The organism is Actinoallomurus sp. NBC_01490, assembly GCF_036227085.1.
In the GTDB taxonomy this organism is placed as follows: Bacteria; Actinomycetota; Actinomycetes; order Streptosporangiales; family Streptosporangiaceae; genus Actinoallomurus; species Actinoallomurus oryzae.
The window spans coordinates 1,370,889-1,397,825 of record NZ_CP109433.1 but is presented as its reverse complement, the minus strand read 5'-3'; the positions used below and the strand labels follow the sequence as shown (position 1 = coordinate 1,397,825).

The 26,937-nt window shown below is 70.1% G+C and carries 26 protein-coding genes and 1 pseudogene; 14 read left to right on the top strand and 13 right to left on the bottom strand.

Annotation, left to right across the window (positions count from 1 at the left end; all coding sequences use genetic code 11):
- The first annotated feature begins 54 nt into the window (after window positions 1-54).
- Complete coding sequence (locus OG417_RS07090; protein ID WP_329251456.1) at window positions 55-180, top strand: hypothetical protein; 126 nt, start codon at window positions 55-57, stop codon at window positions 178-180.
- Here OG417_RS07090 and OG417_RS07085 read toward each other — a convergent pair.
- The 5 genes from OG417_RS07085 to OG417_RS07065 all read right to left on the bottom strand — a co-directional run bounded on the left by OG417_RS07085 (window position 165) and on the right by OG417_RS07065 (window position 5,466).
- A complete protein-coding gene (locus tag OG417_RS07085; protein WP_329251453.1) occupies window positions 165-1,070 on the bottom strand; it encodes a DNA-3-methyladenine glycosylase family protein in 906 nt (301 codons plus the stop codon). The genes OG417_RS07090 and OG417_RS07085 overlap by 16 nt on opposite strands.
- A 59-nt stretch (window positions 1,071-1,129) precedes the next feature.
- The gene (locus tag OG417_RS07080; RefSeq protein ID WP_329251448.1) at window positions 1,130-2,353 is read right to left on the bottom strand and encodes a hypothetical protein; all 1,224 of its coding nucleotides are present in this window, start codon (window positions 2,351-2,353) and stop codon (window positions 1,130-1,132) included.
- Between the two features lie 87 nt (window positions 2,354-2,440).
- Window positions 2,441-3,493: an NDP-sugar synthase gene (locus OG417_RS07075; RefSeq protein WP_329262160.1), complete on the bottom strand. Its 1,053-nt coding sequence runs from the start codon at window positions 3,491-3,493 to the stop codon at window positions 2,441-2,443.
- A 47-nt stretch (window positions 3,494-3,540) separates the two neighbouring features.
- Window positions 3,541-4,665 carry a glycosyltransferase family 4 protein gene (locus OG417_RS07070; RefSeq protein WP_329251444.1) on the bottom strand — a complete coding sequence of 375 codons (1,125 nt, stop codon included), beginning with the start codon at window positions 4,663-4,665 and terminating at the stop codon, window positions 3,541-3,543.
- A gap of 96 nt (window positions 4,666-4,761) precedes the next feature.
- The gene (locus OG417_RS07065) at window positions 4,762-5,466 is read right to left on the bottom strand and encodes a class I SAM-dependent methyltransferase (protein WP_329251440.1); all 705 of its coding nucleotides are present in this window, start codon (window positions 5,464-5,466) and stop codon (window positions 4,762-4,764) included.
- Window positions 5,467-5,794: 328 nt separating this feature from the next.
- Between OG417_RS07065 and OG417_RS07060 the strand changes: the two genes are divergently transcribed.
- Window positions 5,795-6,739: a lysylphosphatidylglycerol synthase transmembrane domain-containing protein gene (locus OG417_RS07060; protein WP_329251436.1), complete on the top strand. Its 945-nt coding sequence runs from the start codon at window positions 5,795-5,797 to the stop codon at window positions 6,737-6,739.
- A gap of 41 nt (window positions 6,740-6,780) precedes the next feature.
- Here OG417_RS07060 and OG417_RS07055 read toward each other — a convergent pair whose 3' ends face one another.
- Complete coding sequence (locus OG417_RS07055; RefSeq protein ID WP_329251433.1) at window positions 6,781-6,957, bottom strand: hypothetical protein; 177 nt, start codon at window positions 6,955-6,957, stop codon at window positions 6,781-6,783.
- 235 nt (window positions 6,958-7,192) lie between these two features.
- Between OG417_RS07055 and OG417_RS07050 the strand changes: the two genes are divergently transcribed.
- The 9 genes and pseudogenes from OG417_RS07050 (at window position 7,193) to OG417_RS07015 (ending at window position 16,570) form a co-directional block, all read left to right on the top strand.
- A complete protein-coding gene (locus tag OG417_RS07050; RefSeq protein ID WP_329251430.1) occupies window positions 7,193-8,563 on the top strand; it encodes a dihydroorotase in 1,371 nt (456 codons plus the stop codon).
- Between the two features lie 30 nt (window positions 8,564-8,593).
- On the top strand, window positions 8,594-9,889 hold the full coding sequence (locus OG417_RS07045; protein WP_329251427.1) for an MFS transporter: 1,296 nt from the start codon (window positions 8,594-8,596) through the stop codon (window positions 9,887-9,889).
- A gap of 31 nt (window positions 9,890-9,920) precedes the next feature.
- Complete coding sequence (locus OG417_RS07040; protein ID WP_329251425.1) at window positions 9,921-11,978, top strand: hydantoinase/oxoprolinase family protein; 2,058 nt, start codon at window positions 9,921-9,923, stop codon at window positions 11,976-11,978.
- Window positions 11,975-13,954, top strand: coding sequence for a hydantoinase B/oxoprolinase family protein (locus OG417_RS07035; RefSeq protein ID WP_329251422.1), 1,980 nt, complete (start codon window positions 11,975-11,977; stop codon window positions 13,952-13,954). Before OG417_RS07040 ends, OG417_RS07035 begins: the two co-directional genes overlap by 4 nt.
- Window positions 13,951-14,154, top strand: a pseudogene (locus tag OG417_RS54235) (helix-turn-helix domain-containing protein); the annotation flags it as partial. The gene OG417_RS07035 and the pseudogene OG417_RS54235, both read left to right, overlap by 4 nt.
- 229 nt (window positions 14,155-14,383) lie before the next feature.
- Window positions 14,384-14,797: an IclR family transcriptional regulator domain-containing protein gene (locus OG417_RS07030; protein WP_329262157.1), complete on the top strand. Its 414-nt coding sequence runs from the start codon at window positions 14,384-14,386 to the stop codon at window positions 14,795-14,797.
- A gap of 393 nt (window positions 14,798-15,190) precedes the next feature.
- Complete coding sequence (locus OG417_RS07025; RefSeq protein WP_329251420.1) at window positions 15,191-15,541, top strand: hypothetical protein; 351 nt, start codon at window positions 15,191-15,193, stop codon at window positions 15,539-15,541.
- A gap of 5 nt (window positions 15,542-15,546) precedes the next feature.
- Window positions 15,547-15,873 (top strand): hypothetical protein, encoded by a 327-nt coding sequence (locus tag OG417_RS07020; RefSeq protein WP_329251418.1) that lies wholly within the window; start codon window positions 15,547-15,549, stop codon window positions 15,871-15,873.
- Between the two features lie 19 nt (window positions 15,874-15,892).
- Window positions 15,893-16,570, top strand: a complete 678-nt coding sequence (locus OG417_RS07015) for a hypothetical protein (protein ID WP_329251416.1) — start codon at window positions 15,893-15,895, stop codon at window positions 16,568-16,570.
- Here OG417_RS07015 and OG417_RS07010 read toward each other — a convergent pair.
- A complete protein-coding gene (locus tag OG417_RS07010) occupies window positions 16,561-16,761 on the bottom strand; it encodes a hypothetical protein (RefSeq protein ID WP_329251413.1) in 201 nt (66 codons plus the stop codon). The two genes, OG417_RS07015 and OG417_RS07010, sit on opposite strands and share 10 nt — an antisense overlap.
- Before the next feature lie 110 nt (window positions 16,762-16,871).
- Here OG417_RS07010 and trxA point away from each other — a divergent pair, with 110 nt between their 5' ends.
- Window positions 16,872-17,213, top strand: a complete 342-nt coding sequence (gene trxA, locus OG417_RS07005; protein WP_329251410.1) for a thioredoxin — start codon at window positions 16,872-16,874, stop codon at window positions 17,211-17,213.
- Between the two features lie 29 nt (window positions 17,214-17,242).
- Here trxA and OG417_RS07000 read toward each other — a convergent pair whose 3' ends face one another.
- The 6 genes from OG417_RS07000 to OG417_RS06975 all read right to left on the bottom strand — a co-directional run bounded on the left by OG417_RS07000 (window position 17,243) and on the right by OG417_RS06975 (window position 24,550).
- Complete coding sequence (locus OG417_RS07000) at window positions 17,243-17,821, bottom strand: Uma2 family endonuclease (protein WP_329251406.1); 579 nt, start codon at window positions 17,819-17,821, stop codon at window positions 17,243-17,245.
- 169 nt (window positions 17,822-17,990) lie between these two features.
- Entirely contained in the window at window positions 17,991-18,860 is an 870-nt protein-coding gene (locus tag OG417_RS06995; protein WP_329251402.1) for a class II glutamine amidotransferase, read from the bottom strand.
- Window positions 18,861-18,872: 12 nt separating this feature from the next.
- Complete coding sequence (locus OG417_RS06990; RefSeq protein WP_329251400.1) at window positions 18,873-20,276, bottom strand: glutamate decarboxylase; 1,404 nt, start codon at window positions 20,274-20,276, stop codon at window positions 18,873-18,875.
- A gap of 175 nt (window positions 20,277-20,451) precedes the next feature.
- Complete coding sequence (locus OG417_RS06985) at window positions 20,452-21,540, bottom strand: glycosyltransferase family 4 protein (RefSeq protein ID WP_329251396.1); 1,089 nt, start codon at window positions 21,538-21,540, stop codon at window positions 20,452-20,454.
- Window positions 21,537-22,433 (bottom strand): glycosyltransferase family 2 protein, encoded by an 897-nt coding sequence (locus OG417_RS06980; protein WP_329251393.1) that lies wholly within the window; start codon window positions 22,431-22,433, stop codon window positions 21,537-21,539. The genes OG417_RS06985 and OG417_RS06980 overlap by 4 nt, the downstream gene beginning before the upstream one ends.
- A 53-nt stretch (window positions 22,434-22,486) precedes the next feature.
- On the bottom strand, window positions 22,487-24,550 hold the full coding sequence (locus tag OG417_RS06975; protein WP_329251390.1) for a hypothetical protein: 2,064 nt from the start codon (window positions 24,548-24,550) through the stop codon (window positions 22,487-22,489).
- A gap of 226 nt (window positions 24,551-24,776) precedes the next feature.
- Between OG417_RS06975 and OG417_RS06970 the strand changes: the two genes are divergently transcribed.
- Both OG417_RS06970 and OG417_RS06965 read left to right on the top strand, forming a co-directional pair.
- Complete coding sequence (locus tag OG417_RS06970; protein ID WP_329251387.1) at window positions 24,777-25,499, top strand: TIGR03089 family protein; 723 nt, start codon at window positions 24,777-24,779, stop codon at window positions 25,497-25,499.
- Between the two features lie 6 nt (window positions 25,500-25,505).
- A complete protein-coding gene (locus OG417_RS06965; RefSeq protein WP_329251384.1) occupies window positions 25,506-26,912 on the top strand; it encodes an LCP family protein in 1,407 nt (468 codons plus the stop codon).
- Window positions 26,913-26,937: the final 25 nt, after the last annotated feature.

Genomic DNA, 26,937 nt, shown 5'->3' with positions numbered 1-26,937 from the left:
CGCGCACACTTAATGAGTGAAACGACGAACACCCCTTACCGCGAGGAGACCGTCATGACCTGGCTCGTCCTGTCCTTCTTCATCGCCCTGGCGGTGATCGGCCCCGTGTACGGCGCCGACACCCGCGACGGCCGCCCGAGCCGCTTCGGGGCGGTGTGGCGCCGTCAGAACGCCCGGTAGTCGCGTACGGGCATCCGCGGCCCGCGGCGCGGCGGGCCGCCGCCGGACAGCTCCAGCATCCGGGTGACCCGGTAGCGGTGCCCGGCGTACGGCTTCAGCAGCTCGAGCATCCCGGCGTCGTCGACCTTCCGCCCGGTCAGGGCCCAGCCGACGATTCCGGGGATGTGGTAGTCACCGACCGAGACCGCGTCGGCGTCGCCGAGGGCCCGCTGCCGCACCTCGGCCGACGTCCAGACCCCGATGCCCGGCAGTGAGCGCAGCCTCCGGTCGGCCTCGGCCGTGTCGGAGACCTCCAGCCGGCTCGCCACCCGCGCGGCGCCGATGATCGTACGGGCCCGCACCGCCTCGATCCCCGACCTGTGCCACTCCCACGACGGGATGGTGACCCAGACCCGGGGCGGCGGCGGCACCCGCAGCGGCCACCGCAGGTGCGGCGGCTGTGGCCCGGGTGCGACCTGGCCGAACCTCCGCACGAGGTAGCGCCACGCGCGCCAGGCCTCCTTGCCGACGACCTTCTGCTCCAGCACGGCCGGCACGAGCGCCTCGAAGACGTTACGGCTCCGGCCGACGCGGAAGTGGCCGAACCGCGCGGCGGCCGTGCGCAGGACCTCGTGCGCGGGCGTGAACGACGTCGGGTCGTCGGCGGCGCCGAGCAGTTCGGGCAGGCCGTCGAGCAGCCACTCCGCCCCCGGCCCCCACGCCCGGCCCTCGACCGTGTCGCCGCGCAGCAGGACCCGCAGCGTGCCGGGGCCCTCGGGCGTCGTCGACGCACGCCACACCGCGCCGTCGGGACCGACCGTGTACGCCGGGTCGCCCGAGCCGCGCCGGTGCGGGCCCAGCGTCAGGCCCAGGTCGACCGGCCACGAGGGCCGCCACTCGCGGGTGAGCATGGTTCTCATCTTGACCTTAACCTGCGCGGTTCTGTGCCATTCGACGGTGTCTGCGAGGCCTACAAGGAGGCGAACCAGCGTACGACCTGCGGCATGGAGCGGAACGCGGAGCCCGTGTGGTCGGTCGCGCCGACGTCGGTCAAGGGGGCATCGACCCGGTGCTCGCGCAGCTGCGCCTGGCAGTGCTGCGCGTTGAGGATGGCCACGTCCTTGTCGCCGTCCGCGGCGAAGATGCGGATCGGCACCCTGGGCCGCCAGCTGGAGCAGGTGTCGTCGTTCTCTCGCATCGCCCGCGCGAGGGACCCGTCGGGGTGGTCGAGCCGCGCGGCGAACTCCGGCCGGAGCAGCTCCTGCGGCGTCGCGGGCAGTCCGGCGACGATCTGTGGCGCGCTGTGGTCACCGTCGAAGAGAGTTTCCACGGTTTCGCTGTACGGCTTCTGGAACGCCTCGGAAGGCGACGTGTAGAAGTGATGCAGCCGGTTCATCGACGTTATCCAGTAGCCGAGGTAGAAGGTGACCTCCTGCGGCGAGAGCTGGTCGCCGTGGAGACCCACCGGGATCTCGGCGTGCTCGACGTCGTACGGACCGCTGATCGGCGCGAGCGCGGCGAGTTCCCCGCGTGCCTGGAGGGCACGGCCCAGTGCCATCGCCGCCGCGCCGCCCTGGGAGAAGCCGGTGACCCTCACCTTCGAGGTGAGCGAGCGGCCATGGTCGGCGGCGACCGCACGGGCCGCGCGGAGCATGTCCAGCGAGGCCGTCGTCTCCGAGGCGTGGTCCATGTACGGGTGGTGCCCCGGACCGAGGCCGAGCCCGAGGTAGTCGGGGGCCACCGCGCCGAACCCGGCACCGGCGACGAGCGCCGCAGCGGCCCGGTCATAGCTCTCGGCGGAGGTCGTCGCCGCATCCAGTTTCGTGGCGTTCGTGCCGTGCTCGTAGGCGACCGTCCGCAGCGTACGGTCTTCGCTGCGCGGCAGGATGAGCAGCCCGCTGGCGGTGGTGGGCGCTCCCGCGGGGGTGATCGTCCGGTAGACGACCGCGTACTCGTCGATCCCGTACCTGGGCTCCGGCGACCCGAAGTTCATTTCGTCCAGGTAGGAGGCCGTCTGCTCCCGGGAGAGGCCGGCGATCTTCTTGGCGGAGACCACGCGGCCCCGTCCGTCCGGACCGTCCCTGTGCATGGCCGCGTTGACGACGTGATGTGAGGTGGCCGACAACTGGCCGGGCGCCGCAGCGATCCCGGCCAGGGCGAGACCGGCGAGAGCGGCGGATGAGAGGATCTTCATGCCGACGAAACTAGGCACGCCGCCTGTCCCGCCCCAGCCGGTCAGGCCCCCGACCGGGGTGTAGCCAGCACCACCGCCGGGGCGTACTCAGACGTCGGAGGAGAACCGGACCGCGGTCGGCGGAAGCTGGGTGCCGGGCCACAGCCGCAGGCCGCCGCGCAGTTCGTTGCCCGCGCCCACCATCGCGCCGTCGCCGATCACGGTCTCGTCGAGCACCGCGCCCGCGCAGATGCGGGCGCCCCGCCCGATCACCGAGCGGGAGACCCGCGCGCCCTGCTCGACCACGGCCCCGTCGAACAGCACGCTGGACTCCACCGTCGCGCCCGACTCGACCACGGCCCCGGCGCCGACGGCCGTACCGCCGGACACCGCCGCCTCCGGGGCGACCACCGAACCGTTGAGGAACAGCACGCCGCCGCCGGGCGTGACCGCCGGCGACGTCATCCGGCCGAGCACGAGGTCGCACGAGCCCTGCACGAACGTGCTCGGCGTGCCCACGTCGAGCCAGTACGCGCCCTCGACGTACCCCATGATCGTCTCGCCGGCGGCGAGCAGGCCGGGGAAGGTCTCGTACTCCACCGAGACGACCCGACCCTCGGGGATGGCCTCGATCGCCGAGCGCCGGAAGACGTAGCAGCCCGCGTTGACCTGGTTGGTCGGTGGGTTCGGCGACTTTTCGACGAACTCGATGACCTTGCCCTCGGAGGTCGTCGGCACGGCGCCGTAGCGGCGCGCGTCGTTGACCAGCGTCAGATGCATCGTGACGGCCGCGCCCGACTTGTCGTGCATGGCGATCTGGGCCGCCAGGTCGTGGCCGGACAGGATGTCGCCGTTGAGCACGACGACCGGGCTGTCGGCGTCGCACGTCAGCTCGCGTGCGGCGTTGCGGATCGCGCCGGCCGTGCCGAGCGGCTCGTCCTCGGTGACGTAGACCAGCTCCAGGCCGAGCCGCGACCCGTCGCCGAACGCCTCGGTGAACATCGACGCCCGGTAGGACGTCGCGAACACGATGCGCCGGATCCCGGCCGCGCGGGCCTTCCTGAGCTGGTGTTCCAGCAGTGGCACGCCGGCGGTGGGAAGCAGCGGTTTGGGGGTGGAGATGGTCAGCGGCCGCAGCCGCGTTCCTTTACCTCCGACCAGCAGAATCGCTTCCAGCGTGTCCCTCCCTCATCGGTGTGGCGGCCACACTACTGTTCGGCGGCGCGCTGGTAGGAAGCGAGATGCGCCTCGGCGGACGCCGTCCAGGTGAACTCCGCGGCGCGGGCGGCCGCCGCCTCGGCCAACGCGCCGCGGCGGGCGTCGTCGGCGATCAGCGTGCTCAGCGCCGCGCCGATGCTCTCGGCGTCGGGCTCGGTGTAGGCGACGGCGTCACCGCCCACCTCCGGCAGCGACGAACGGTGCGTGGTCAGCACGGCCGCGCCGCAGGACATCGCCTCCAGCACCGGCAGCCCGAAGCCCTCGCCCCGGCTCGGCAGCGCGACGACGAGCGCGCCGCCGAAGAACCCCGGCAGCGACGACCAGCGCAGATAGCCCGGCCGCAGCACCCGCAGCTGGTGCGGGACGTCGGCGAGCGCCGCGTCGACCTCGTCGTCCCAGCCGCCGCTGGTCGCCAGCACGAGCGCGGGCGCGTCCTTCAGGCCGTCGGCGGCGCGCACCCAGCCGCGGATGAGGTTCGGGACGTTCTTGCGCGGCTCCAGCGCGCCGAGGAACGCGATGTACGGATGGCCGTGCAGGCCGAGCCGGTCGGAGACGCGCCGCCGCTCCTCCTCGCCCGGCGGGTGGAAGATCGCGTGGTCGACGCCGTGGTAGGCGACGTCGATGCGCGTCGGATCGGCCCTCAGCAGCCGGACCATCTCGTCGCGCGTCGCCTTGGACGGCACGATCAGCCGGGCCGCGCGGCGTACGGCCGTACGCGTGGCCGACTTGATGTAGGTCGCCTTGACCGGGTTGTGCACCTCGGGCTCGGCGAAGTAGGTGACGTCGTGCACCGTGACGACCACGGGCACCCCCGGCCGCAGCGGCGTCGAGTAGTACGGCGCGTGGATGACGTCGGCGCCGACCTGCTTGGCGACGAACGGCAGCCCGGTCTGCTCCCAGGCCAGCCGCGCCGGCCGGTGCACGATCGCCGGCGGGCCCGCGACCACGCGGGCCTTCGGCGCGAGTGCGGCGTAGCGCTCCTCATCCGATCGCTGGCAGGCGACGGCCAGATCGGCGTCCGCGCGGTGCAGCGCGGCGATCAGGCCGTCGACATATCGCCCCAGCGCACCGCGGTCAGCGGGTACAGCGGTCGCGTCGACAAGGACCCGAGGCACCACGTTGACAGTCGCCCCCTCGTTAGGTGCCGAAGTGGTGGGGATCACTCCCCGATCGGAAGCCTACGCCGATCAGTCCGGAACGGGGGGACGTCACTATTTCTTGCGCGCCCTGATCAGCACGATGCTGCCGCGGTCGTTGGGACTGCGGCGATCCGCGAGAGCCACGAGCGGCGTCAGCGGCGCGGCGGCGTTGAAACCGACCCGGCCTCCGTACGCCGACAGCGACAGGTAGAGACGCTCGGTGGTCCGGCTGCGGAACTGGTAGGAGTAGTCGGCCAGCTCCATGCCGCGCTCGGTGAGCAGCCCGGCCAGGCTCTCGTGCGTGTAGGTGTGCTGCACGTGGTACTTGTCGCAGTGCGCCTCACGGAGCTTGGGCCAGTCGTGGGACCGGCTCAGCACGTCGGCGGACATGAACAGCTCGCCGCCCGGCTTGAGGATGCGCGACATCTCGTCCAGCGCGGTGCCGCCGTCGTCGAAGTGCTCGATCGCGCAGACCGACAGCAGCGCGTCGAAGGACTCGTCGGCGAACGGCAGCTTGAGAGCGTCGCACTCGATCAGCGCCGGCGGGTGCTTGAGCGTACGCCCGTAGAGCATCTTGCCGCGGGCGAGGTCGATGGAGACCGCGTACGCCCCGCGCTTGCGCGCCTGCCCGGCCCAGTAGCCGTCACCGCCGGCGACGTCGAGCACCCGTTTGCCGCGCAGGTCGTCGCCCATCCAGCGGAGAAGCGTCCCGGCCTCACGGAAACGGCACACGTGCACCTGATGGCCCACGAAGGCCTTTGCGTCGTTAAGTTTCATCGAGGTCGCGGCGTGGAGACTCCGGTCTGCGAGCCAGAGAGGAAACGCCCCTTGCCCCCTTCTGCTACTTTGAGTGAGTCCACGATAGCCAAGCGGATTCGCGGCCGGGCGGGCCGTGACAGCGCAGGGAGCCCTCCAGTCGTCAGACGGGGCCGTGAACTGCGCACCACCGGCACTCCTGTTCGAGAGGTCGGAATCTCCCGTCTTCAGGCGGGAGAGGACGTCAAGGCGGCCCCACTCTACGGGGCGCGGCGGATGGATATCTCCTGATCATCGACTGTTCATCCGCATGCCCCGTATCGCTCTCGGTACCGACTACCCTGACCGGGTGATTTCCCGGCTGCGAGCGAGTCGCCTGCCGCGCGTGGCGCTGGTCGTCGTCGCGCTCGCCTTCTGCGTGTACGGCCTGGCCTCGCGCTGGGACGACACCCGGCACGCGCTCACGGCGTTCTCCTGGCCGTACATGGTCGCCGCGCTCGTCGCCGGGATCGTCGGGCTGGCCACCTGGATGCTGGGCTGGCGATCGCTGCTGGCCGGGATGGGCTCGCCGCTCCCCCTGCGGGCGGCCGTACGGGTCTACTTCGTCTCCCAGCTCGGCAAGTACATCCCGGGCTCGGTGTGGGCGCTGGTCGCCCAGATGGAGCTGGCGAAGGAACATCACGTACCGCGCCAGAGGGGCGCGACGGCGGCGCTGCTGGCGATGGCCACCACGATCGCGAGCGGCTGCGCGGTGGCCGCCGTGACCCTGCCGCTGACCTCGTCCGATGCCACGCATCGCTACTGGTGGCTGCTGGTCCTCGCACCGATCTTCCTGGCCCTGCTGCACCCGCGGATCGTGGCGTGGACGCTCAACCGGGCGCTCCGGCTCGCCCGGCGCCAGCCCCTCGACCGTACGGCGGGCCTGGGCACGATGATCCGCGCGGTCGCCTGGACGGCGCTGGGCTGGCTGCTGTTCGGCGCGCACGCCTGGCTACTCGTCCGCGCGGCGGGCGGATCGGGCTTCTTCCTGTCCACCGGCGCGTACGCGCTGGCGTTCACCGCCGGCTTCCTGGTCGTCATCGCCCCGGGCGGCGTCGGCGTACGGGAGGCGGCGCTCACCGTCGCCCTGGGCCCGGTGCTGCCCGCGGGCGCCCCGCTGGTCGTCGCCCTGGCCTCCCGGGTCGTGATGACCGTCGCCGACCTGCTGTGGGCGGGCGCGGCGGTACTCCTGGGCTCCCGCCACCCGGCCGTCGAAGAGGCCGAGCTGCTGGAGCAACAGCCCGACGTGCGGTAGCTACCGCCTCCTGTCGACCACGACGACCTCGACACGGGTCGTTAGACGAAGACGGGCGCGGCATCGAGATCGTCATGGCGCTCGGGCACTTCGCGTACACGATCTTCGCCGACCACAAGGTCGTGCACGCCCTCCTGCCCGTCGGCGGTCCGCTCACCCATGACGAACGCGCCGCCGCGCGCTCCCCGGGGGCGCGACGGCCGGCGGCGAGGTCGCATCGTGAGACTCCCCAAAGACGACGATGACCTGCTCAAGCCCCGCGAGGTGGCGGAGCTGGTGGCCGGCACGTCTGAGGCGCTACCGCCGGCCTCCCGTTCGGCCGCGAACGACAGAACTGCTGCGAGCCGCCCTGGTCCGCGGCGGTTCTCAGTCTCCGAGAGAGATCTGGCGGCCGGTCGGACGTGCTTGCGAACGTGAGGCGCGTCCGCAGCTTCCTTCTGGAGGGCCGATCAGGTGCAACTCGCCGTCGTCAACGGGACCGTCGTCTCCCCCGAGGGGAGCAGGCGTGGGCACGTTCTGGTCGATGACGGCACGGTCGTCGACGTCGTCACGCGGGACGGTGACGTTCCCGCGGCCCGGACCGTCGTCGACGCCACGGGGCTGTTCGTCCTGCCCGGCCTCGTCGACCCCGACGTGAACTTCCGCGAGCCCGGCCTGGAGTACAAGGAGGGCTGGCTCACGGGGTCCGCGGCCGCCGTGTGCGGCGGCGTGACCACCGTGATGGACATGCCCAACACGGGTCGCCCGACCGTGGACACCGAGTCGCTCGACGCCAAACTCGCCGCCGCGAAGGGCAGGTCGTACTGCGATTACGCGATCAAGGCGTCGCTCGTACCCGGCAACGTGGAGGAGATTCCGCGCCTCGCCGACGCCGGTGTCTGCGGTTTCCGCTTCTCGATGGCCGGAACCGTCGGGGCGATACCGGCTCTGACCTCGGGCGAGATCCTCGACGCCTGGCACGTCGTCGCCGGCACGGGTCTGCGTTGCGGCGTGCATCCGGAGACGCGCGAGATCCTGGAGCACCTGCGCCGCCGTCTCGAGCTGGCCGGCCGGCGCGATCCCGCCGCGGCACGCGAGGCACGGCCTCCGGTCGCCGAGGTGGAGGGCATCGCACGGTCGCTCGCGCTCGCCGAGGCGACCGGTGTGCGGCTCGCGTTCTACCACGTCTCGACCGCGCCGAGCATCGACTGGGTCCGCCGTGCGAAGGCGGACGGGCGCGTGGACGTCGTGGCGGAGACCAACCCGCACTACTGCGTGGTCGACGGCGAGGACATGGACCGCGGGCTCGGCACGATGCTCACCATGCACCCGCCGGTGCGTACACGTGAGCACGCCGACGCGACGCTCGCCGCGCTCGCCGACGGGACGATCGACGTGCTCGGCACCGACCACTCTCCGCACACCCACGAGGAGAAGCGGTACGCCGACCGGATGACCGACATCTGGGCCGCGACGCCGGGTTGGCCCGGCCTGGAGACCACCGTGTCGCTGATGCTCACGGCGGTTCACGAGGGGCGGCTGAGCCTGGAGCGGTACGCGTACTGCCAGTCGGAAGGGCCCGCGCGCGCCTGGGGGCTGTGGCCGCGCAAGGGCAACCTGAAGCCGGGGGCGGACGCCGACATCACCGTGGTCGACCTCGATCGACGGGGCGAGTTCGACGAGTCGCGGTTGCACAGCAGGCACCGGCTCACGCCGTTCCACGGGCGCGCGTACACCGGCGCGACGGCGTACACGATCGTCGGCGGCGAAGTGACGGCACGCGACGGCGAGCTCGTCGCGGAGGCGCCGATGGGCCGCTTCGTGCGGCCGGCACGGGGGAACTGACCCGACCCTCAGCACCCGAGGAGAACGACGATGACGGACACGGTCGACCTACCGGTCGCCCAGCGGACCAAGCGGATCATCGCCGCCGGCACCGTCGGCAACATCATCGAGTGGTACGACTTCGCCATCTACGGGCTGTTCGCGACCGTGCTGGCGAAGAACTTCTTCCCGTCCGGCGACAAGGTCGCCTCGTTGCTCGCGACGCTCGCCGTCTTCGCCGTGTCGTTCTTCATCCGCCCGTTCGGCGCGATCGTCTTCGGCGCGTACGGCGACCGGCACGGGCGCAAGAAGGCGCTGGCCGCGACCGTGATCCTGATGGGCCTCGGCACGCTCATGGTCGGCGTGCTGCCGACGTACGACAGCATCGGCGTGCTCGCCCCGATCCTGCTCGTCGTCGCCCGGCTCGTGCAGGGCCTGTCCACCGGCGGCGAGTGGAGCGGCTCGTCGGTGTTCGTCGTGGAGCACGCGCCGGTGCGGCGCCGGGGACTCTACGGCAGCTGGGTGCAGTTCGGCGCGTCCGGCGGGTCGCTGCTCGGCTCGCTCCTCGGGGTGCTGCTCGGCCTGGTCTTCTCGACGGCGCAGGTGGAGAGCTGGGCATGGCGGCTGCCGTTCCTGCTCGGCGGCGTCCTCGGGGCGTTCGGCCTGCTGCTGCGCACCAGGCTGGAGGACACCCCGGAGTTCAACGACCTGCGGGAGCGGGGTGAGGTCGTGGAGAGTGGCCTGGGCCGCGCCGTCACCTCCCGCTGGCGCGACGGCGCGCGTGCGTTCGGCTTCACGCTGGCGTACACCGTCTCGGTCTACATGCTGCTCACCTACATGCCGACGTACGTCACGACGACCACGGACATCAAGCTGACGAACGCGTTGCTGTCCAACTCGATCCAGCTCGCCGTGATGCTCACCCTCATCCCGTTCGCGGGCGCCCTCTCCGACCGCGTCGGGCGGCGTCCCGTCCTGCTGGCGTTCTGCGCGCTCGCCGCGGTGCTCACCTACCCGCTGTTCCTGCTGATCTCGGTCGGGACGATCGCGGCGGTGATCATCGGCCAGGTCGTGTTCGCCTGCGTGGTCGCGCTGATCGGCGGCGCGGGTCCCACGGCGACGGCCGAGATGTTCCCGACGAACGTGCGGTTCAGCGCCCTGGGGATCAGCTACAACCTCGCCGTCGCGGCGTTCGGCGGTACCGCCCCGTTCATCTCCACCCTGCTCATCTCGGTGACCGGCGACCACACGACACCCGCGCTCTACATGATCGCTGCCGCGGTCGTCACCGGTCTCGTGGTGCTCAGGCTGCCGGAGACGGCCCGCCGCCCGCTGCGGAAGAACTGACCCGACGTCCAGAAAGGACCGAAGACATCTGATGACCGCTTCTCCCGATGCTCCGGCGTACCGGCTCGGTATCGACATCGGTGGTACCTTCACGGACCTCAGCCTGGTCGACACCGTCACCGGTGAGCGCACCGAGCTGAAGACGCCGACCGTGCCGGCGGCTCCGGCCCAGGGCGTCGCCAACGGCATCGCGGCGCTCGCCGAACGCGGGATCGAGCCGTCGCGGCTCGAGTACTTCGTCCACGGGACGACGATCGCCCTCAACGCGTTGCTGCAGCGCTCCGGCGCGCGCGTCGCGCTGCTCGTGACGGACGGTTTCCGCGACGTCCTGGAACAGGCGCGGGTCCGGATTCCGATCCCGTACGACTTCTACTCGCACCGGTCCGCTCCCCTGGTGCCGCGCGAGTTCGTCGTGCCGGTGCGCGAGCGCGTGACGCCGGCGGGCGTCGAGCGCGAGCTCACCGCCACGGAGGTGGACCGGATCGTGTCCGTCGTCCGCGATCTCGAGGTGGAGAGCGTGGTCATCGCGCTGCTGCACTCGTACCGGTTCCCCGAGCACGAGCAGGCGCTCGAGCACGCCCTCGTCGAGGCGCTGCCCCATCTCACCGTGTCCACGTCGAGCTACGTGTGGCCGCAGATGCGGGAGTACGAACGCACGGTCGTGACTGTGATGAACGCCTACGTGCAGCCGGTGATGACCCGATACCTGGCCGACCTCGAACGGACCCTCGACCGGCTGGGCGTCACCGTACGGCCGTACATCACGCGCTCCAACGGCGGGATCATGACGGTGTCCGCCGCCACTTCCTCTCCCGTCGACACCCTGCTGTCGGGGCCCGCGTCCGGGGTCGTCGGCGCGATGAACTCCGCCAAGGCGGCCGGGCTCGGCAATCTGATCACGTTCGACATGGGCGGTACGAGCGCGGACGTCGCGGTCGTCGAGGACGGCCGGGCCGGGCTGAGCCGCGAGGAACAGATCGGCGATCTGCCGGTCATCATTCCGGCCATCGGCATCTCCAGCATCGGCGCGGGCGGCGGAAGCATCGCCTGGCTGGACGGTTCGGGCGTGCTCAAGGTCGGTCCCAGCAGCGCGGGCGCCGACCCGGGCCCCGCGTGCTACGGGCTCGGCGGCAAGGAGCCGGCGCTTTCGGACGCCTTCCTGCTGTCCGGTTACCTCAACCCGGCGACGTTCAGCGGCGGGCTCAGCCTCGACGCCGGCGCCGCGGAGTCGGCGTTGCGGCCGCTGGCCGCCTCGCTGGGGCTCGACGTCGCGCAGACGGCGTCCAGCGTGATCGAGGTGGCGCTGGCGAACATGTACACCGAGATCTCCGGGGTGTTCGAGCGCAAGGGCATCGACCCGCGAGAGTTCACGCTCGTCGCGTTCGGCGGCGCCGGTCCCGTCCTCGCCTGTCAGCTCGCCGACGAGATCAACATCGGGCAGGTGTTCGTGCCCCGCTCGCCCGGGACGCTCTGTGCCCTCGGCGCGCTCGCCGCCGACGTGATGTCGGACTTCGTCCGCTCGGTGAGCTGCCCGGTCGCCGACGAGGCACCGGCGGAGCTGGCCACCGCCGTGGACGAGCTCATCGAGCGGGCCTCCGTCTGGCTCGACCACGAGGCGCCGGCCGTGGCCGAGACGACGCTGCGCTGGTCGCTCGAGTGCAGGTACGTGGGGCAGTCGTATGAGATCGACGTGCCGGTGGAACAGCCGTGGCTGCGCGACTGGCGCCCCGAGCTCATCCGCACCGCGTTCCACGACGAGCACGAACGCCTGTTCCGGCACTGCGACCGCGACGCCGCAGTCGAGATCGTCGACGTCCGCACCCGGGCGGTCGGCCTCATGCCCGACGTACCCGAGCAGGACGCACCATGCCCGGCGGGCCACGGCGCGCCCGGCAAGCGGACGGTAATGATCGGCGGGAAGTCGTTCGAGGCGGCGATCCATCCCCGCGACCGGCTGACGACCGAGCTCCGCGTCGAGGGGCCGGCGGTGGTCGAGCAGTCCGACTGCACCACGGTCATCCCACCCGGCTGGACGGCGCGGACGGATGAGTTCGGCAACCTGCTCGTCGAGAAAGGGGCACAGGCATGACGGGCCACGGCACCGACAAGGTCACCCTGGAGATCATCAAGAACCACCTCGTGGCCGTCGCCGAGGGCATGTGCCACTCCCTGGAGCGGACGGCGCACAGCACCTTCATCAAGGAGTCGGCGGACTTCGCGGCGGGCATCGCGACGGTCGACGGCGAGATCGTGGGGTACCCGCGCTACGTCGGCGTGACCAGCTTCGTCGCCCTCAACCTCGCTGAGACGATCCGCGCCGCGAGGCCGTACGAGCCGGGCGACATCGTCATCACCAACGACCCGTACACGACGATGGGCCTGGCCACCCACCTGCCCGACATCCACTTCCTGAAGCCGATCTTCGCCGACGGCGAGCTGCTCTGCTTCGCGTGGTGCTTCATCCACTGCTCCGACGTGGGCGGGCTCGTGCCCGCGAGCATCAGCCCGCAGGCGTACGACATCCACCAGGAGGGGTTCCGCGTGCAGCCGCGCAAGCTGTACCGCGGCGGGGAGCTGGACCGCGCCTTCATCGACACCTTCCTGGCCAACACCAGGACTCCGGAGGAGAACTGGGGCGACTTCAAGGCGATGGTCGCCGCGCTCAACACCGCCGAGGCGCGGGCCGCCACGCTCGTCTCGAAGTTCGGTGCGGAGCGGCTGCGGGGGGCGATGTCCGATCTCGCCGACTGGAGCGAGGAGCGCGTCCGTGACCTGATCGGCGAGATCCCGAACGGCGAGTACTCCTTCGCGGACTACATGGACCACGACGCCGAAGGCATCCCGATCCGGCTGGCCGTCACGCTGCGCGTCGCCGACCACGACATCGTGCTCGACTACACGGGCACGGACCCGCAGGTCGACGCCGCCTTCAACGTCCCGGCGTTCGGCGAGCGGCACCCCTTCCTCGCCCAGGGCCTGCTGAACTACTTCCTCACCCAGGACTCCCACATCCCGCTGACGGGCGGCATCGTGCGGCCGTTGCGCAACGTGACCACACCGGGCAGTATCGTTAATCCGACATTTCCGGCAGCGGTCGGCGTGCGGTACGCGACCGCGCACCGGCTCTACAACGTGGTGCTCGGCGCGCTGGCCCAGGCGTGCGCCGACCGGGTACCGGCCGCCGGCGCCGGCCAGGCGGCGATGGTCGCCCTCTCGGTGCCCCGCCCGGGGCTGGGTGGCCGGCAGGTCGCCGTGCTCCAGCCGATGTTCGGCGGCGGTGGCTCCACGGGACGGTGCGACGGCGTCGCCGGTGCCGACTCCTGCGCCGGATATCTGAAGAACACACCGATCGAGAGCATGGAGAACACGATCCCCGTCATCGCGGAACGCTACGAACTGCTGCCGGACTCCGCCGGAGCCGGGCTCCATCGCGGCGGCTGGGGCACGCAGTTCGCGTTCCGTGTGCTCCGGCCGAACTCCATCGTCACGGCGCGCGGCATGGAGCGCACCCGGTTCGGCCCGTGGGGTCTGGCGGGCGGCCGGGCGTCCGGGCTGACGAGCACCGTCGTGAACGAGGGCAGGGTCGGCGAGCGGCGGCTGGGCCGCATCGACGTCCTGCGCCTGCGGCCGAACGACACCGTCACCATCCGCAGCAGCGGCGGGGGCGGTTACGGCGATCCCCTCGATCGGGATCCGCGCCTGGTCCTCGCGGACGTGCGGTCCGACCTGCTCAGCGTCGAGAACGCCGCCCGGCACTACGGCGTCGTGGTCACCGGCGGCGGCGTCGACGATGCGGCGACCGAGAGACTCCGCGGCGAGCTGCGTCAACGGCCTGACGACGCGTCCTTGTTCGATCTCGGCGCGGACCGGGTCGCGTACGAAGAGAGGTGGACGCCCGAGGCGAGGCACGAGCTCGGGGTGCGCCTGGAGACGCTGCCGGTCGCACTGCGCTCGTTCGTGAAGAACGAGATCCACCGGAGGGTGGACGCCGACGAGAGTTCGCAGCCGTTCACCGTCGAGCGGCTCGACGCGGTCTGGACGACGACACTCGACCAGGTGACGTGAGGCCGAGGAGACCGACACAGGTGGACGCGGGCGGCCAGGAGCACGGCGAGCTGCCGTCGCACTTCAGCACGGCGCTCGACCGTGGGCTGCGCATCCTCGACTGCGTCGCCGCGGTCACCCGGGTACGCGTCGAGGAGATCGCCGAACGCGTCGACCTGCCCGTGTCCACGGTGTACCGGTACGTCCGGCAGCTGAAGGCGTCCGGCTATCTGTTCGAAGTCGACGGGTTCTACTCGGTGGGGGCCCGCTTCGCCGGGGGCGAGAGCAGGCGTGACACCGCCCACCTGGTCGCGATCGCGGAGCCGACGCTGCTCCGCCTCCGCGACCGCACCCGCCACACGGCGCTGCTCAGCGTGCGCGTGGGCTCGACGCTGCTGTGCCTGGACCGGGTCACGCCGCGACGTCCGACGAGGCTGACGTTCGACGAGGCTGACGTTCCAGCGCGGCTCCGTACAGGCGCTGTACGCCGGCTGCAGCGGTCAGGTGCTGCTCGCGCACGCGCCCCGCGAGGTCGTCGACGAGGTACTCGCCGGGCCGATCCGCCCGCTCACCGCGCGGACCCCCGACCGTGCCGCGCTGCGCCGGCGGCTCACGCTGATCAGGGAGCGCGGCTACGCGATCAGCAAGGGCGAGATCAACGCCGATGCCGTCGGCGTCGCGGTGCCCGTGTTCCGCCGGAGGCAGTGCGTCTGCGTGGTCAGCATCGCCGGCGCCGCCGTCACCCTGGCCGGCGACCGGCTCCGGGAAGCGCTGCGAGCCGTCACCTCCTCCGCCGCCGACCTCGGCCGGATCCTCGACGCCACGAGCGTCGACACCGCCTGGTCACCGTCCCCGCTTTCCTGACGCCGCGCCACCACGGCCTTCGCGGCCGTCGGAACGCCATCTCCCGTTGGATGTCCCGGCCGGAAGGTGCGCCACCAACCGAACGCAATTCTGATAAGCGACATTCCACGGGTCTCCACAGCGCGCCGATCCCACATATCTCCACTGCCCGGTCATTCCAGGTAGGCACCATGCGAAGAAGGTCGAGGTCAGCGAGCCGTCGATCGCGATTCCCCGATGAGTCCGGCCCATAACCGGACACTCACGTCTATGCGCGTCCAAAGACGAAGAAGGGGACGATAGTTCCTGCGACGCCTGATCCGATCATGTACATTGACCCGATTAAAAGGGCATTAAATCCCGTTAAACCGGAGGAATGATGAGCCCAGTCATGACCTCGGGCTTGGAGACGTGATGGCCGGTCGGTCTCGCACGGACACCGGCGACGCCCCGGCCAACGGCCACGGAGAGTCAAAGGGCGGCATCGTACGCGTGACGGTCGCCGCCGACGGACTCGTGGACACCGTAGAACTCACCCCCAGGGCGAGAAGGCTCGACGCGCATATCATCGCCGACCATTTCAAGCAGGCGATGCGCGCCGCACAACTCGACCGGGCCAGGCAACTCGAGGACGTCAGACAGGCCACCGACGCCGAGGAAAAGGCGCTGGACAAAAAGCTCGCCGAGATCAACGACGAGTACGCACGCCAACTGGAAGCCTGCGATCGCATGATGCATGACATCGTGCGGGCAATGGGAGACTGATCACGGTGGAAATCAACACCAAGGCCTTTCGCGATGCCGCCACGGCGATAGATCAAGCGATTGACCAGCAGCCCGATTACCCTTTCTCAAGTTTGAAAATTCAGATACCGGACGACAACGGCTTTCTGTGGGCACCCGACGACGACAGCTCACTGTTGCGCGCATTCACTGATAAGTACAGCGCCACACGGCACGCCGGATACGGCGCACGGGAAGAGATCATCGCGGAACTGAATCTGACCTCGAGCGGGCTTCTACAAATGGCGAAGATGATGAAAGACACAGAGAATATTAATATAGAAGACATCTTCCGGCCACTCCTCAAATCCTAGCCGAGGGCAGGTAAGCGCCATGACAGAAAACCTGCGCGCTTTGGAATTCCCTGACGAACTGTGGGATGTCAAAGAACGGGTGGGAGTCTCCTATCCGGACGAAGACGTCTGGTTCGTCGATATCGCGATACAGGACTGGAAAAATCTACAGAAGCAAATTCAGATCCTCAGCACGCATCCCGCACACGCCATCGCCCAGGTGGGAAAGAACAAGAGCGATGCCGTGGACTCATTTCTGCGTTTCTGGACGACCCGCCCGCTCGCCCATCATGCCGACCTCGCGACCGGCGCCGGTCTAACAGCGGGCGCCATGCTGGCGGCATGGCGCGTCGTCCTGGCATACCAGAAATTCATGATCGACAATCTGCGGACGCTCAAGAAGTACCTCCACGACAACGAGAAATACGCCTGGGCGAGCTTCCTTCCCGGCGTGACCGACGATGGGACTCGCACGAAGAATGCTGTCAACGCCGTAAACAAGACAAAAAAGCTACTGGTGGACGAGCGCAAGAACGCCATTGGAAAGATCGCTCAATATGCCACGGATCTAGACAAAGCAAAGAAGCTCTTCGACGGCATCGAAAAAGACATCCTCAAGCGCGAAGGCTTCCACTGGAAATCAGACCCAACCGGCGAGGAGAATTGGCTGGAACCTCCAAATCTGGGGAGCTGGGTGGGAGCGTATCCCTACGAGTGAAGGGATACCGGCGCTGCGGATCGACCGGCGATGGCTGCGAGCGTCTTGAGCGAGCCGAACGCGAGCCATGCCCCGAAGGACGAACAGCAAAAGGCGTCGCGGTGTTGATCGATGCCGCTGGTACCGCCCGTGGAGCGGCCGGCACGCAGTTGACATGCACCGCCCGCGATCTCGTCGGTTCGCAGCGCCACCCGGCTCACCGACCCCGAACCGTTGGCTGCGGGAACAACTTCGGCGGTTCGCGACTTTCACCGGGAGACGTCGCTGCCGTACGGGCGGCGCGCCCGGAAGGAGACAGCCCATGGCCGGCGAGACCATGACCGTGACCGACGCGACCTTCGACGAGGCCGTGCTGGCGAGCGAGACGCCCGTGCTGGTCGACTTCTGGGCGAGTTGGTGCGGCCCCTGCCGCATGATCGCCCCGGTGCTCGACCAGATCGCCGAGGAGCACGGCGACAAGCTCAAGATCGCAAAGCTCGATTACGACGCCAACCCGGACGTCCCGAACCGCTACGGCGTCATGGGTCTGCCCACCCTGCTGCTGTTCAAGGGCGGCGAGCCGGTGCAGCAGATCGTCGGCGCCAAGCCCAAGCGCGCCCTGCTCAAGGAGCTCCAGCCCCACATCGAGGGCATCAGCGCCTGAGACGGGCCAGGCCACTCACCCCGAAGCGTTCACCCGGCGCGACGCCCCAGAAGGCGCCCCGGGTCGAACGCGACGGGGAACGGCCGCGTCAGCTCCAGCGTCTGCCCCGCGTTCGCCTTCGCGACCAGGGTGTACGCGCCGTCGTGCAGATGGAACACCTCGACGTATGGCGGAGCGACCCCGGCCAGTTCGATACGGAGGAACGTCGGGATGCCGGCCGCGGCGTAGATCCGCGGCTTGTCGTGATAGTCCCGTTGACGGTGGCTCGGGCTAACGATCTCGGCCACGAGATGGGTCTGCTCGGGTAGCAGCACAGTGGCCCCGCTCAGAAGCACCTCCCCGTCACCGACCACTACATCCGGTACCGGCACCTCGCTCGCCGTACGTACGCCGAACGCTTCGACGACCTCAAGATCATGCGACGCTGCCGCCGCAAGAAGTGTGCGCAGCCGACCAGCGCAAACCTGGTGGTTCGACAACGGCGTGGGACTCACGACAAAGCTCCCGTCGATGAGCTCAATCCGCTGCCCGACGGTCTCGGGCAGGTGAAGCCAGTCCTCGACGGTGTAGTGGTCACTGGGCAGGTCGAGCTCAAGGGGCACGGCCACGCCTTCCTCACCTCCACTACGCATACTTCAGTTTGACACAGATCAAGCGTCACCTAGCGCGACTGTGTGATTACGTCGGGGAGTCGTCAGGTTAGCGCACCGCAGGGCTGTTCTGGGCGGTTCGGCGGGAGAATCCGGGGAGCAGGGGCAGGTAGGTTGCGCGGCCTCGCTACACGGTCTGCTGGGATGCGGCGGCTTCGGGGCGCAGGTCCTTCAGGGTGAGCCGGTGGTGTGGTTCATGGGGAAGCGCGACCGTGCGGGTGATGTGCAGGTCGGGTCCGGCGTGGAAGAGTTCTCCGGGCTCCATCAGGCGCCAGGCTGGGTTGTCGTCCATGCGTTCGCTGGCGACCACGACCGCGGGCTCGCCGGTCAGCGCTCGGGAGTGGACGCGCATGTGGCCGGCGGTGCCGCTGTGGTCCAGGTGCCGGTCGCCGTGGTGGCCGCCGCGCCGGCGTTCGAGCACGTACAGGGTGTGGGTGTCGGGGTAGCGCAACGCCCACAGGCCGTCCGCGGTCGTCAGGATCAGGTTGAGGGAGTAGACGGGCAGGCGATCGGCGATCCAGCGGGCCGCGGGGACGATGCCGCCGGCGACGTCCCCGCCGTGCGCCCGGATCTCGCGCGTGATCAGGGCGAAGAACCGTTCGGAGTCGGTGTCACCGTGGACCAGCGCGATGTCCGGGCCGAGTTCGGCGTCGAGTTCGCTCAGGTTCTCCAGCACGCCGTTGTGCGCGAACAGGCGCCCGTCCTGTTCGAACGGGTGAGTGTTGCGCCGTTTCAGGCCCCCGGTGGAGGCGAAACGGATGTGGGCGAGGAAGGTCGTGGACTCGACCTGCCTGGCCTCGGCGGCGAAACACCGGTCCTCGTACGCGGCGATGGGCGCCTTGCGCAGGCACGGGGAACCGTCGGCGTCGAAGAAGCCCAGCCCCGTGCCGTCCGGCTCTCGCCGGCTCTGGTCGCTGAGACTGTCCGGGGCGTCCAGCAGCCAGAACGTGGCGTGCGTACGCCGCGGCGAACTGCTCATGCCGAACAGACGGCACATCGCGCACACTCCTCACGTCTTGATGCCATGCGTGAAGGCACCCGCGTCGCCGGAGTCCCGGTGAGGCTCGCGCTGCCGGTGCAGGCGCGGCAGGATCCGGCGGATGTCCTCCAGGAGCAGATCGGCCAGGTCATGGCTGAAGCCGTTGCGGACGACGATCCGCAACACCGACAGGTCGGTACGGTTCGGCGGAAAGGTGTAGGCGGGCACCAGCCACCCGTACTCGCGCAGGGCGGCCGAGACGTCGAAGACGGTGAAGTTGGTGATCTCCTGGCGCAGCCGGAAGGCGAACACCGGCGCCTGGCCGCCGTCGGTGAGCAGTTCGAAGGGGCCGAGAGCCGCGATCTCGCCGGCCAGCCGCGTGGCGACGTCCCGGCACGTACGCTGGACGCGGCGGTAGCCGTCGAAGCCCAGCCGCAGGAAGTTGTAGTACTGCGCGATGACCTGGGCGCCGGGACGGGAGAAGTTCAACGCGAACGTGGGCATCTGCCCGCCCAGGTAGTTGACGTGGAAGACCAGGTCGTCCGGTAGCGCGTCGGCGTCACGCCACACCACCCAGCCGACGCCGGGCATGACCAGCCCGTACTTGTGGCCGGAGGTGTTGATCGACGCCACCCGGGGCAGGCGGAAGTCCCAGGTCAGATGCGGGTCGAGGAACGGCGCGACCATCGCGCCGGAGGCGCCGTCGACGTGGATCGGCACGTCCAGGCCGGTCCGCTCCCGCAGGTCGTCCAGCTCGGCCGCGACCTCGGCGACGGGTTCGTAGCTGCCGTCGAACGTCGAGCCCAGGATGGTCATGACCCCGATGGTGTCCTCGTCGCACAGCTCCACCGCCTTCTTCGGGCTCAGGTGATAGCGGTCGCCCTCCATCGGCACGTAGCGCGGCTCGACCTCGAAGTAGTTCGCGAACTTCTCCCAGCAGACCTGGACGTTCACGCCCATCACCAGGTTCGGCCGGTCGGCCGGCCGGCCCTGGGCACGGCGGCGGTGTTGCCAGCGTCGCTTGAGCGCGAGCCCCGCCAGCATGGCGGCCTCGCTGGAGCCGGTCGTCGAGCATCCGACCACGTGCCGGGGGTCCGCGGCGTGCCACAGCCGGGCCAGCATGTGCACGCACCGGAGCTCCAGCTCGGCGGTCTGCGGATACTCATCCTTGTCGATCATGTTCTTTTCGGAGCACTCGGCCATGAGCCGCTGGGCCTGCGGCTCGGCCCAGGTGGTGACGAACGTCGCCAGGTTCAACCGCGCGTTCCCGTCCAGCATCAGCTCGTCGTGCACCACCTGATACGCGGTCGCCGGTTCCATCTCCCCGTCCGCGAGGGCGTACCGGGGAACGCTCACCGGCTCCCGGCTGAAGAGGGGATTCACCTCCAGGTCCCGTACGGGACGACCGCTGCGCTGCGGCTTCTTTACGGCCATCTGCTGACATCCCCCGAAGCTGTGCGCCCGACAGCGCCCATGAGGCGGGCAGGAGCCGTACCCGGCGATCACAGAATTCCCCGCGCGGCGCGTCGCGACGCCCAAGCGAACTTCAATCTCCGGCGAGGCCGGGCCCACGCGATCACGGAGATCGGCGCGCCGCGCCGGGCGAAGGTCAGTGACCGAGCAGTTGCTCCAGGTAGGCGACCCAGTGTGGCTCGGCGTCCACCGGCTTGACCCCCGCGCGCAGCCGGGCCGGCTCGCCCGGGGCGTAGAAGCGTCTCAGCGCGTCGGTCAGCGAGTCGACGTCGTCCGGCTCGCACAGCAGGCCGTCGATGCCGTCGCGTACGTGGTCGGCGAGGGTGCCGGCGCGGGTGGCGATCACCGGGATGCCGTGTTCGTAGGCCATGAAGACGTTCTGCGACGCCGTGGCCGTGCGGTAGGGCAGCACGAGCGCGTCGGCGCGGGCGAACAGAAGCGGCACGTCACTCGCCGGGACGTACCCCGGTCGCAGCTCGACCCGGTCGGCCAGGCCGAGCGAGGAGATCAGCGTGCGGGTCTCGTCCACTCCGCCCCAGAACTCCCCGGCCACGGTCAGCGAGACGCCGTCGAGGTTCGCGAGGGCTCTCAGGAGCACGTCCAGGCCCTTGTACGGCCGGACGATGCCGAAGAACAGCAGGTGGTTCGCCGGCTCGGCGTCGAGGTTGATCACCCGCTCCCCTCCGGCGGGGGTCGGCAGGTGGGCGGGCAGCCCGGCGGTGACCACGGGCGTGCCGGGGGCGAGGTTGCGGGCGAGCTGCGCCTGCTGCGCGGAGTGCACCAGGGCACCGTCCGCGCGCCGCAGCAGCCGCCGCATCAGCGGGACGTCGTAGGGCTTGCGCTCGTGCGGCAGGACGTTGTGGCAGAGGGCGATCAGGCGGGGGCCGCCACGCCCGAGGCCACGCGCCATGCCGAGGTAGGCGGGGACCTGGACCGGCGAGAGCACCACCAGCACCACGAGGTCGAAGGAGCGCAGCCGCCGCCCCGTACGGATCCAGCCGTCCGGGCGGTACCAGGCCAGCGTGCGGCGGGTGCCCGGGAACGGCACGCCCTCCGGGGTGGAGATCGTCTGCTCGCCCGGATAGAGGAAGCCGGGGTACTGAGCCTTCCACGACTCGATCGTCACGTCGTGGCCGGCCGCGGCGAGCCGGTGGGCCAGCTCGGTCGTGTGGTGTGCGCCGCCGCCCTTGTACGGGAAGGCGGGACCGACGATCGCTATCTTCACGTGTCTCCCCGCGACCGCACGATGAGGTCGGCGAGCAGGGCCAGCGACGCGATGATCATGCCGGTCACGAAGATCATGACGGTGTTGTTCGCGAACCGCACCGGGTGCACGATCAGGTCGTAGACGCCCTTGGCGATGCCCAGGCCGAGCAGCCACAGCGCGGGCGGCATCAGCACCTTGAGCGGGTTGAAGTACATCACCATCCGCAGCACCTGCAGGATGTAGCGGTAGGCGTCGTGCACGAAGTGGAACTTCGACTTGCCGGCCCGCTTGGCGTAGTCGATCGGGACGTACCGGACGTCGTGCTGGTTCGACATGAACGCCAGCGTGATCGTGGTGACGCAGGAGAACCCGGGGGGCAGCAGCTTGAGGTACGGCTCGGCGACGTCCCTGCGGAAGGCCCGCAGACCGGAGTTGAGGTCGGGGATCTTCTGCCCGGCCAGGTGCTCGGCCGTCTTGCGGATGAACCACTTGGCCGGCACCCGCAGGATCTTGTGCGTGCCCTCCTCGCTGGTCCGCGCGCCCACGACCTGGTCCACGGTCGGGTCCTCATCCAGGATGTCGACCAGGTCCGGGATGCGTTCGTTGGGGTAGCTCATGTCCGCGTCGGTCCAGACGACGATGTCGCCCTTGGCCTGCTGGGAGCCGATGCGGCGTACGGTGCCCGAGCCTCCGTTGCGGTGGAAGGGGACCACCTGCATGTGCGGGAAGTTCGGCGCCGCCTCCTCAAGGCGCGCCAGCGTGCCGTCGGTCGAGCAGTCGTCCACGGCGAGAAGCTCATAGGTGTGGCCACTGGCATCCATCGCCTTACAGATGCGCTCGACCTCGTCGATGACGTGGTCCTGCTCGTTGTAGCACGGCAGGACGATCGTCACGTGGGGCGTGTCAGTCACGCATGGCGAGGATACTCGGACTGGCTGGGACACGAGCCAAGGGTACGCACTGTTCACCCTGCGTACACGGGAACGGCCATCCAGACGTTGATCGTCAGTGACCAGGTGCCGTGAGGAGCCTCGACGAGGCTGCTCGAATCGCGGCTTGTGCTGACGTGATAGACGTGCCGCGCCGTGCCGTACGGCGCCACGTCCACGGCGTCCGCGCCCAGCAGCACCGGGCGGCGGCCGGCCGCGACGACCTTCTCACTGATGCGCTCGACGTCCTCCGACGCGGCCGTGTTGGAGCCGGGCCGCACCCGGATCCGGGCGGACGGCACATCGCACATGCCGCGGATGAGCTGGCTGAAGCGGTCGGCGGTCACCCGCTCGATGATCAGCACGGTGGGGCGGGGGCCGAAGCCGGCGCACATCGACCGGGCCTGCGCCACCTCGCCCTGCTCCGTCGGGGTGAACATCATGCTCGCGGAGGTCCGCACGGTGGGCGCCAGGACCATCAGGACACCGACGACCGCCGCGCCGCCCGCGATCTGCGGCCCGTACCCCAGCCGCCGCACGCTCCGCACCGCCCAGGCCATCACCCACAGCGCGAACAGCAGCAGGCCGGGCAGCACCACGACGATCAGCCGCCGGCTCGCCCAGGGGTGGTCCGGCGTGATCCCCGGCCGCCACAGCGTGGTCACGGTCGTCCACGCGATCACGGCGTACGGGAGAAGCCAGTCGGTACGGCGGCGGAGCAGCAGCTTGCGCAGGAGCAGGCCCGCGCCGATCGTGGCGAGCAGCACCGCCGGCACGCCGATGTACCAGGTCACCCAGTGCAGGCTCAGCTCCGAGTACTGGCGGTACGGGTCGGCGGGCAGCCCCAGCGACTTCTGCAGCGACGCGATGAAGGAGGCGTTCGCCTCGTCGTCGGGGTTGTGCGGCACGCGCCGGACCGTCTGCAGGCTCGGCCGGGCGGCGAAGAACGCCATGACCGCGAAGACGGCCGCCAGGGCCAGGTCGGGCAGCCGGAACCTCGTGAGGTCGGGCAGGCCCCACCTCCGCACGACGACGACCGCCACCGCCGTGACCACGAGCACGGCCCCGCCGATGTAGAGCAGCGGCACGAGCGAGCCGCGGACGTAGTGGAGGTAGGGGCTCGACAGGGTGTACCCCTCGAGCAGCCCGGCGCCGACGCCGACGACCAGCCCGGCGAACAGCGCCGGTCCCGTGTGCCGCCGCAGCCCCACCAGCAGACCGGCGTACGCGACCACGGGCAGCACGTCGCGCAGCCCGTCGATGCGCACCAGGACGGTCAGCCCGAGCGCGAGCCCGCCGAGCAGCGCGGGCAGCCCGCGGTTCGCCCGTACGGCATCGAGCGTGAGGGCCAGGCCGCCGCACACCAGCACGAGCGCGGGGGTCTCACTGTAGATCGACCGCGAGATCATCATCATCGGCCAGGCCAGCGCCAGCAGCAGCGCGCCGGCCGGCGCCCACCGGGGCCCGACGAGGCGCGCGGTCAGCCCGCCGAACGACAGGACCGCCAGCGCCCCGATCACCGGCATCGCCGCGAGCATGGCGTACGAGCCCGCGAGGTGCCCGACCGGCGCCAGGATCATCGGCGTGCCCGCCATGAACTGCGGCCACAGCACGCCGCCGCGCTGGTAGAACGCGGGGCTGCCGAACGACAGCGCGGGGTCCGCGCCGCCGAACGGGGCCAGGGCCGGGCGGATCGGCAGCGACCCGTGGCCGGCGAGCCAGGTCGCGAAGTTGAAGTACGACGCGGGGTCCCGGCGCACCACGATCTGCTCGGAGAAGGTCAGGAGCTGCAACACGCAGAACGCCACGATGACGGCGAGCAGCCCGCCGACCGCCCACCACGTACCCCAGCGCGCCTCGGGCGGGCGTACCGCCCGCAGGCCGAAGGTCAGCACGGCGGCGGCCACCGGCACGAACAGCGCGACCGCGGGCAGCGGCGTGAACACCCCGGCCATGAGCAGCGGCAGCGCCACCGCCAGCCAGGAGACCAGGAGCAGCGCCGGGGCGACGGTCAGGCGGGCCAGGAAGACGCCCGCGCGGGCCTCGCCCGGGTCTCTCCTGTCCCGCTCATCCGTCGGTTCGGGAGCGACTACCGACACGACGATCCGTCACCTCCGCCCTGGAGGTGGGCCTGGAGGTGGAGTCGCCCTGATGGCGGCGCGTCCGTACGGTCCCGGACCAGCTCATCGACCAGCACAAGGAGCCAGGCTAGGACACGGAGCGCAACAGAGGGGTCTCCCCGACACGAACCTCACGCCCACGGCGAGCCCACCGACACCCGGGTTGTCCACGGGACCGTTGGGACAGGCCCTACTCTTCACTTTCATGTCACATCCCGTCGATCTGCTGCGGGGGGCGCTGGCGGCCGAGCCGTCCCGCCCGCTCGTCACGTTCTACGACGACGCCACCGGCGAACGCGTGGAGCTGTCGGTGAAGACCTTTGACAACTGGGTGGCCAAGACGGCGAACCTGCTGATCGACGGGCTCGCCGCCGACCCGGGCGCCCGGGTCGCGCTCGCGCTGCCGGTGCACTGGCAGACCGCCGTGTGGCTGTTCGCCTGCTGGTCGGCCGGGCTGACCGCGATCCCGGTGGACGAGGGCGAGATCCCCGCCGACGCCGACCTCGTGGCCGCCGCGCCGGATCGGCTGGAGGCCGCGCTGGCGACCGGGGCCGAGGTGGTCGGCCTGTCGCTGCACGCGCTCGGCGCGCCGCTGGCCGAGTGCCCGCCCGGCGTCACCGACTACGCGGTCGAGGTGCGCTCGTACGGCGACCACTTCACCGCCGTGACCGACGCGGACGCCCCGGCGGTGGAGATCGCCGGTGAGGTCATGAGCGGTGCGCGGCTCGTCGCCGCCGGTGAGGCGCTGGGACTGCCGCCCCAGACTCGCACGCTGACGACTGTGTCCTACGCCACAACAGAAGGGCTACTTTCCGGACTGATCGGGCCCTTGGTCGCGCAGGGATCAGTAATAATCTGCCAAAACCTCGACGAAACACGACTGAATAGACGTATATCCCTGGAAAGGGCAACCACCACTAGCCTCTAGGGCCGAATGTTCAGCGACTATGAGTACCCGGAGTACGACGACGCGCTCGGCGACGAGCCGAAGCGCGGCGTCCTTTGGCGCGTGCTCGGCTGGGTGTCGGTCGGGCTCGCCGTGGTGCTCGTCGGGACGAGCCTCGTCGCGTACGGGACGTATCGCAAGCTGCAGGGCAACATCACCCAAGAGGACGTCACCGCCGAGCTCGGCACGCATCGGCCGCCCAAGCTCAACCAGGCCCTCAACATCCTGCTGATCGGCTCGGACCAGCGCAACGGCGCCAACGCCAAGTACGGCAAGGCGGAGGGCGAGCGCTCGGACACGATCATCCTGCTGCACTTCTCCCCCGGCGGTCAGAAGGCCGTCGGCATCAGCTTTCCCCGCGACTCGATGGTGCAGCTCCCCTCGTGCAAGACCGCGAGCGGGCGGACCATCCCCGGCGGCCTGAACATGATCAACGCGTCGTTCAACAACGGCGGCGCGGGCTGCACCATGCACACCATCGAGACGCTGACCGGGATCCGCGTCGACCACTTCGTCAAGGTCGACTTCACCGGCTTCAAGCGGGTCGTCGACGCCCTCGGCGGCGTCGAGATCTGCCTGCCCCAGGCCGTCAACGACACGGACAGCAAGCTGCACCTGTCCCGCGGCCGGCACATCGTCAGGGGCGACACCGCACTCGCGTACGTCCGCACCCGGCACGGCCTCGGCGACGGCTCCGACACCGACCGGATCAAGCGCCAGCAGAAGTTCCTCGGCGCGGTCGTGAAGAAGGCCACCAGCAACGGCACGCTGACCAACCCGGGCAAGCTCTACAGCTTCCTCGACGCCGCCACCAAGTCGGTCACCACCGACAAGGACTTCACCGTCGACGAGATGAAGAAGGTCGCCGGCAGCGTCCAGGGCATGTCGGCGGGCAAGGTGCAGTTCGTCACCGTGCCGTGGGGGGCGTACGCCCCGGACCCCAACCGGATCGCCTGGCGGCAGCCGGACGCCAACAACCTGTTCGCCGCGATCCGCAACGACAACAAGATCCAGACACCGGCCAAGGCCCAGAAGGTGAACGTGCCGCCGGCGCAGATCAAGGTGCGCGTGCTGAACGGCACCGACACGGCCGGCCTGGCCCAGCGGGTCGGCGACCAGCTCACCGCGCGCGGCTACTCCGTCGCCGGCATCGGGACCGCGACGACGAAGCCGAGCAGGACCGAGTTGCGCTACGGCAGCGGCGCCGACCAGCAGGCCGCCGCGCTCGGCCAGGTCGCCCCGGCGAGCAGCCCGGTGGCGGACCAGTCGGTCGCGGCCGGGGTCGTCGACCTGATTCTCGGCCCGGACTGGAACGGTCTCAAGGGCACGCGGTCCACGACGATCCCCAAGTCATCGGACGCGGTCACCGCCTCCGACGACCCCTGCAAAGCCTGAGAGCTTCTGGAGAGTTTTTCGACCC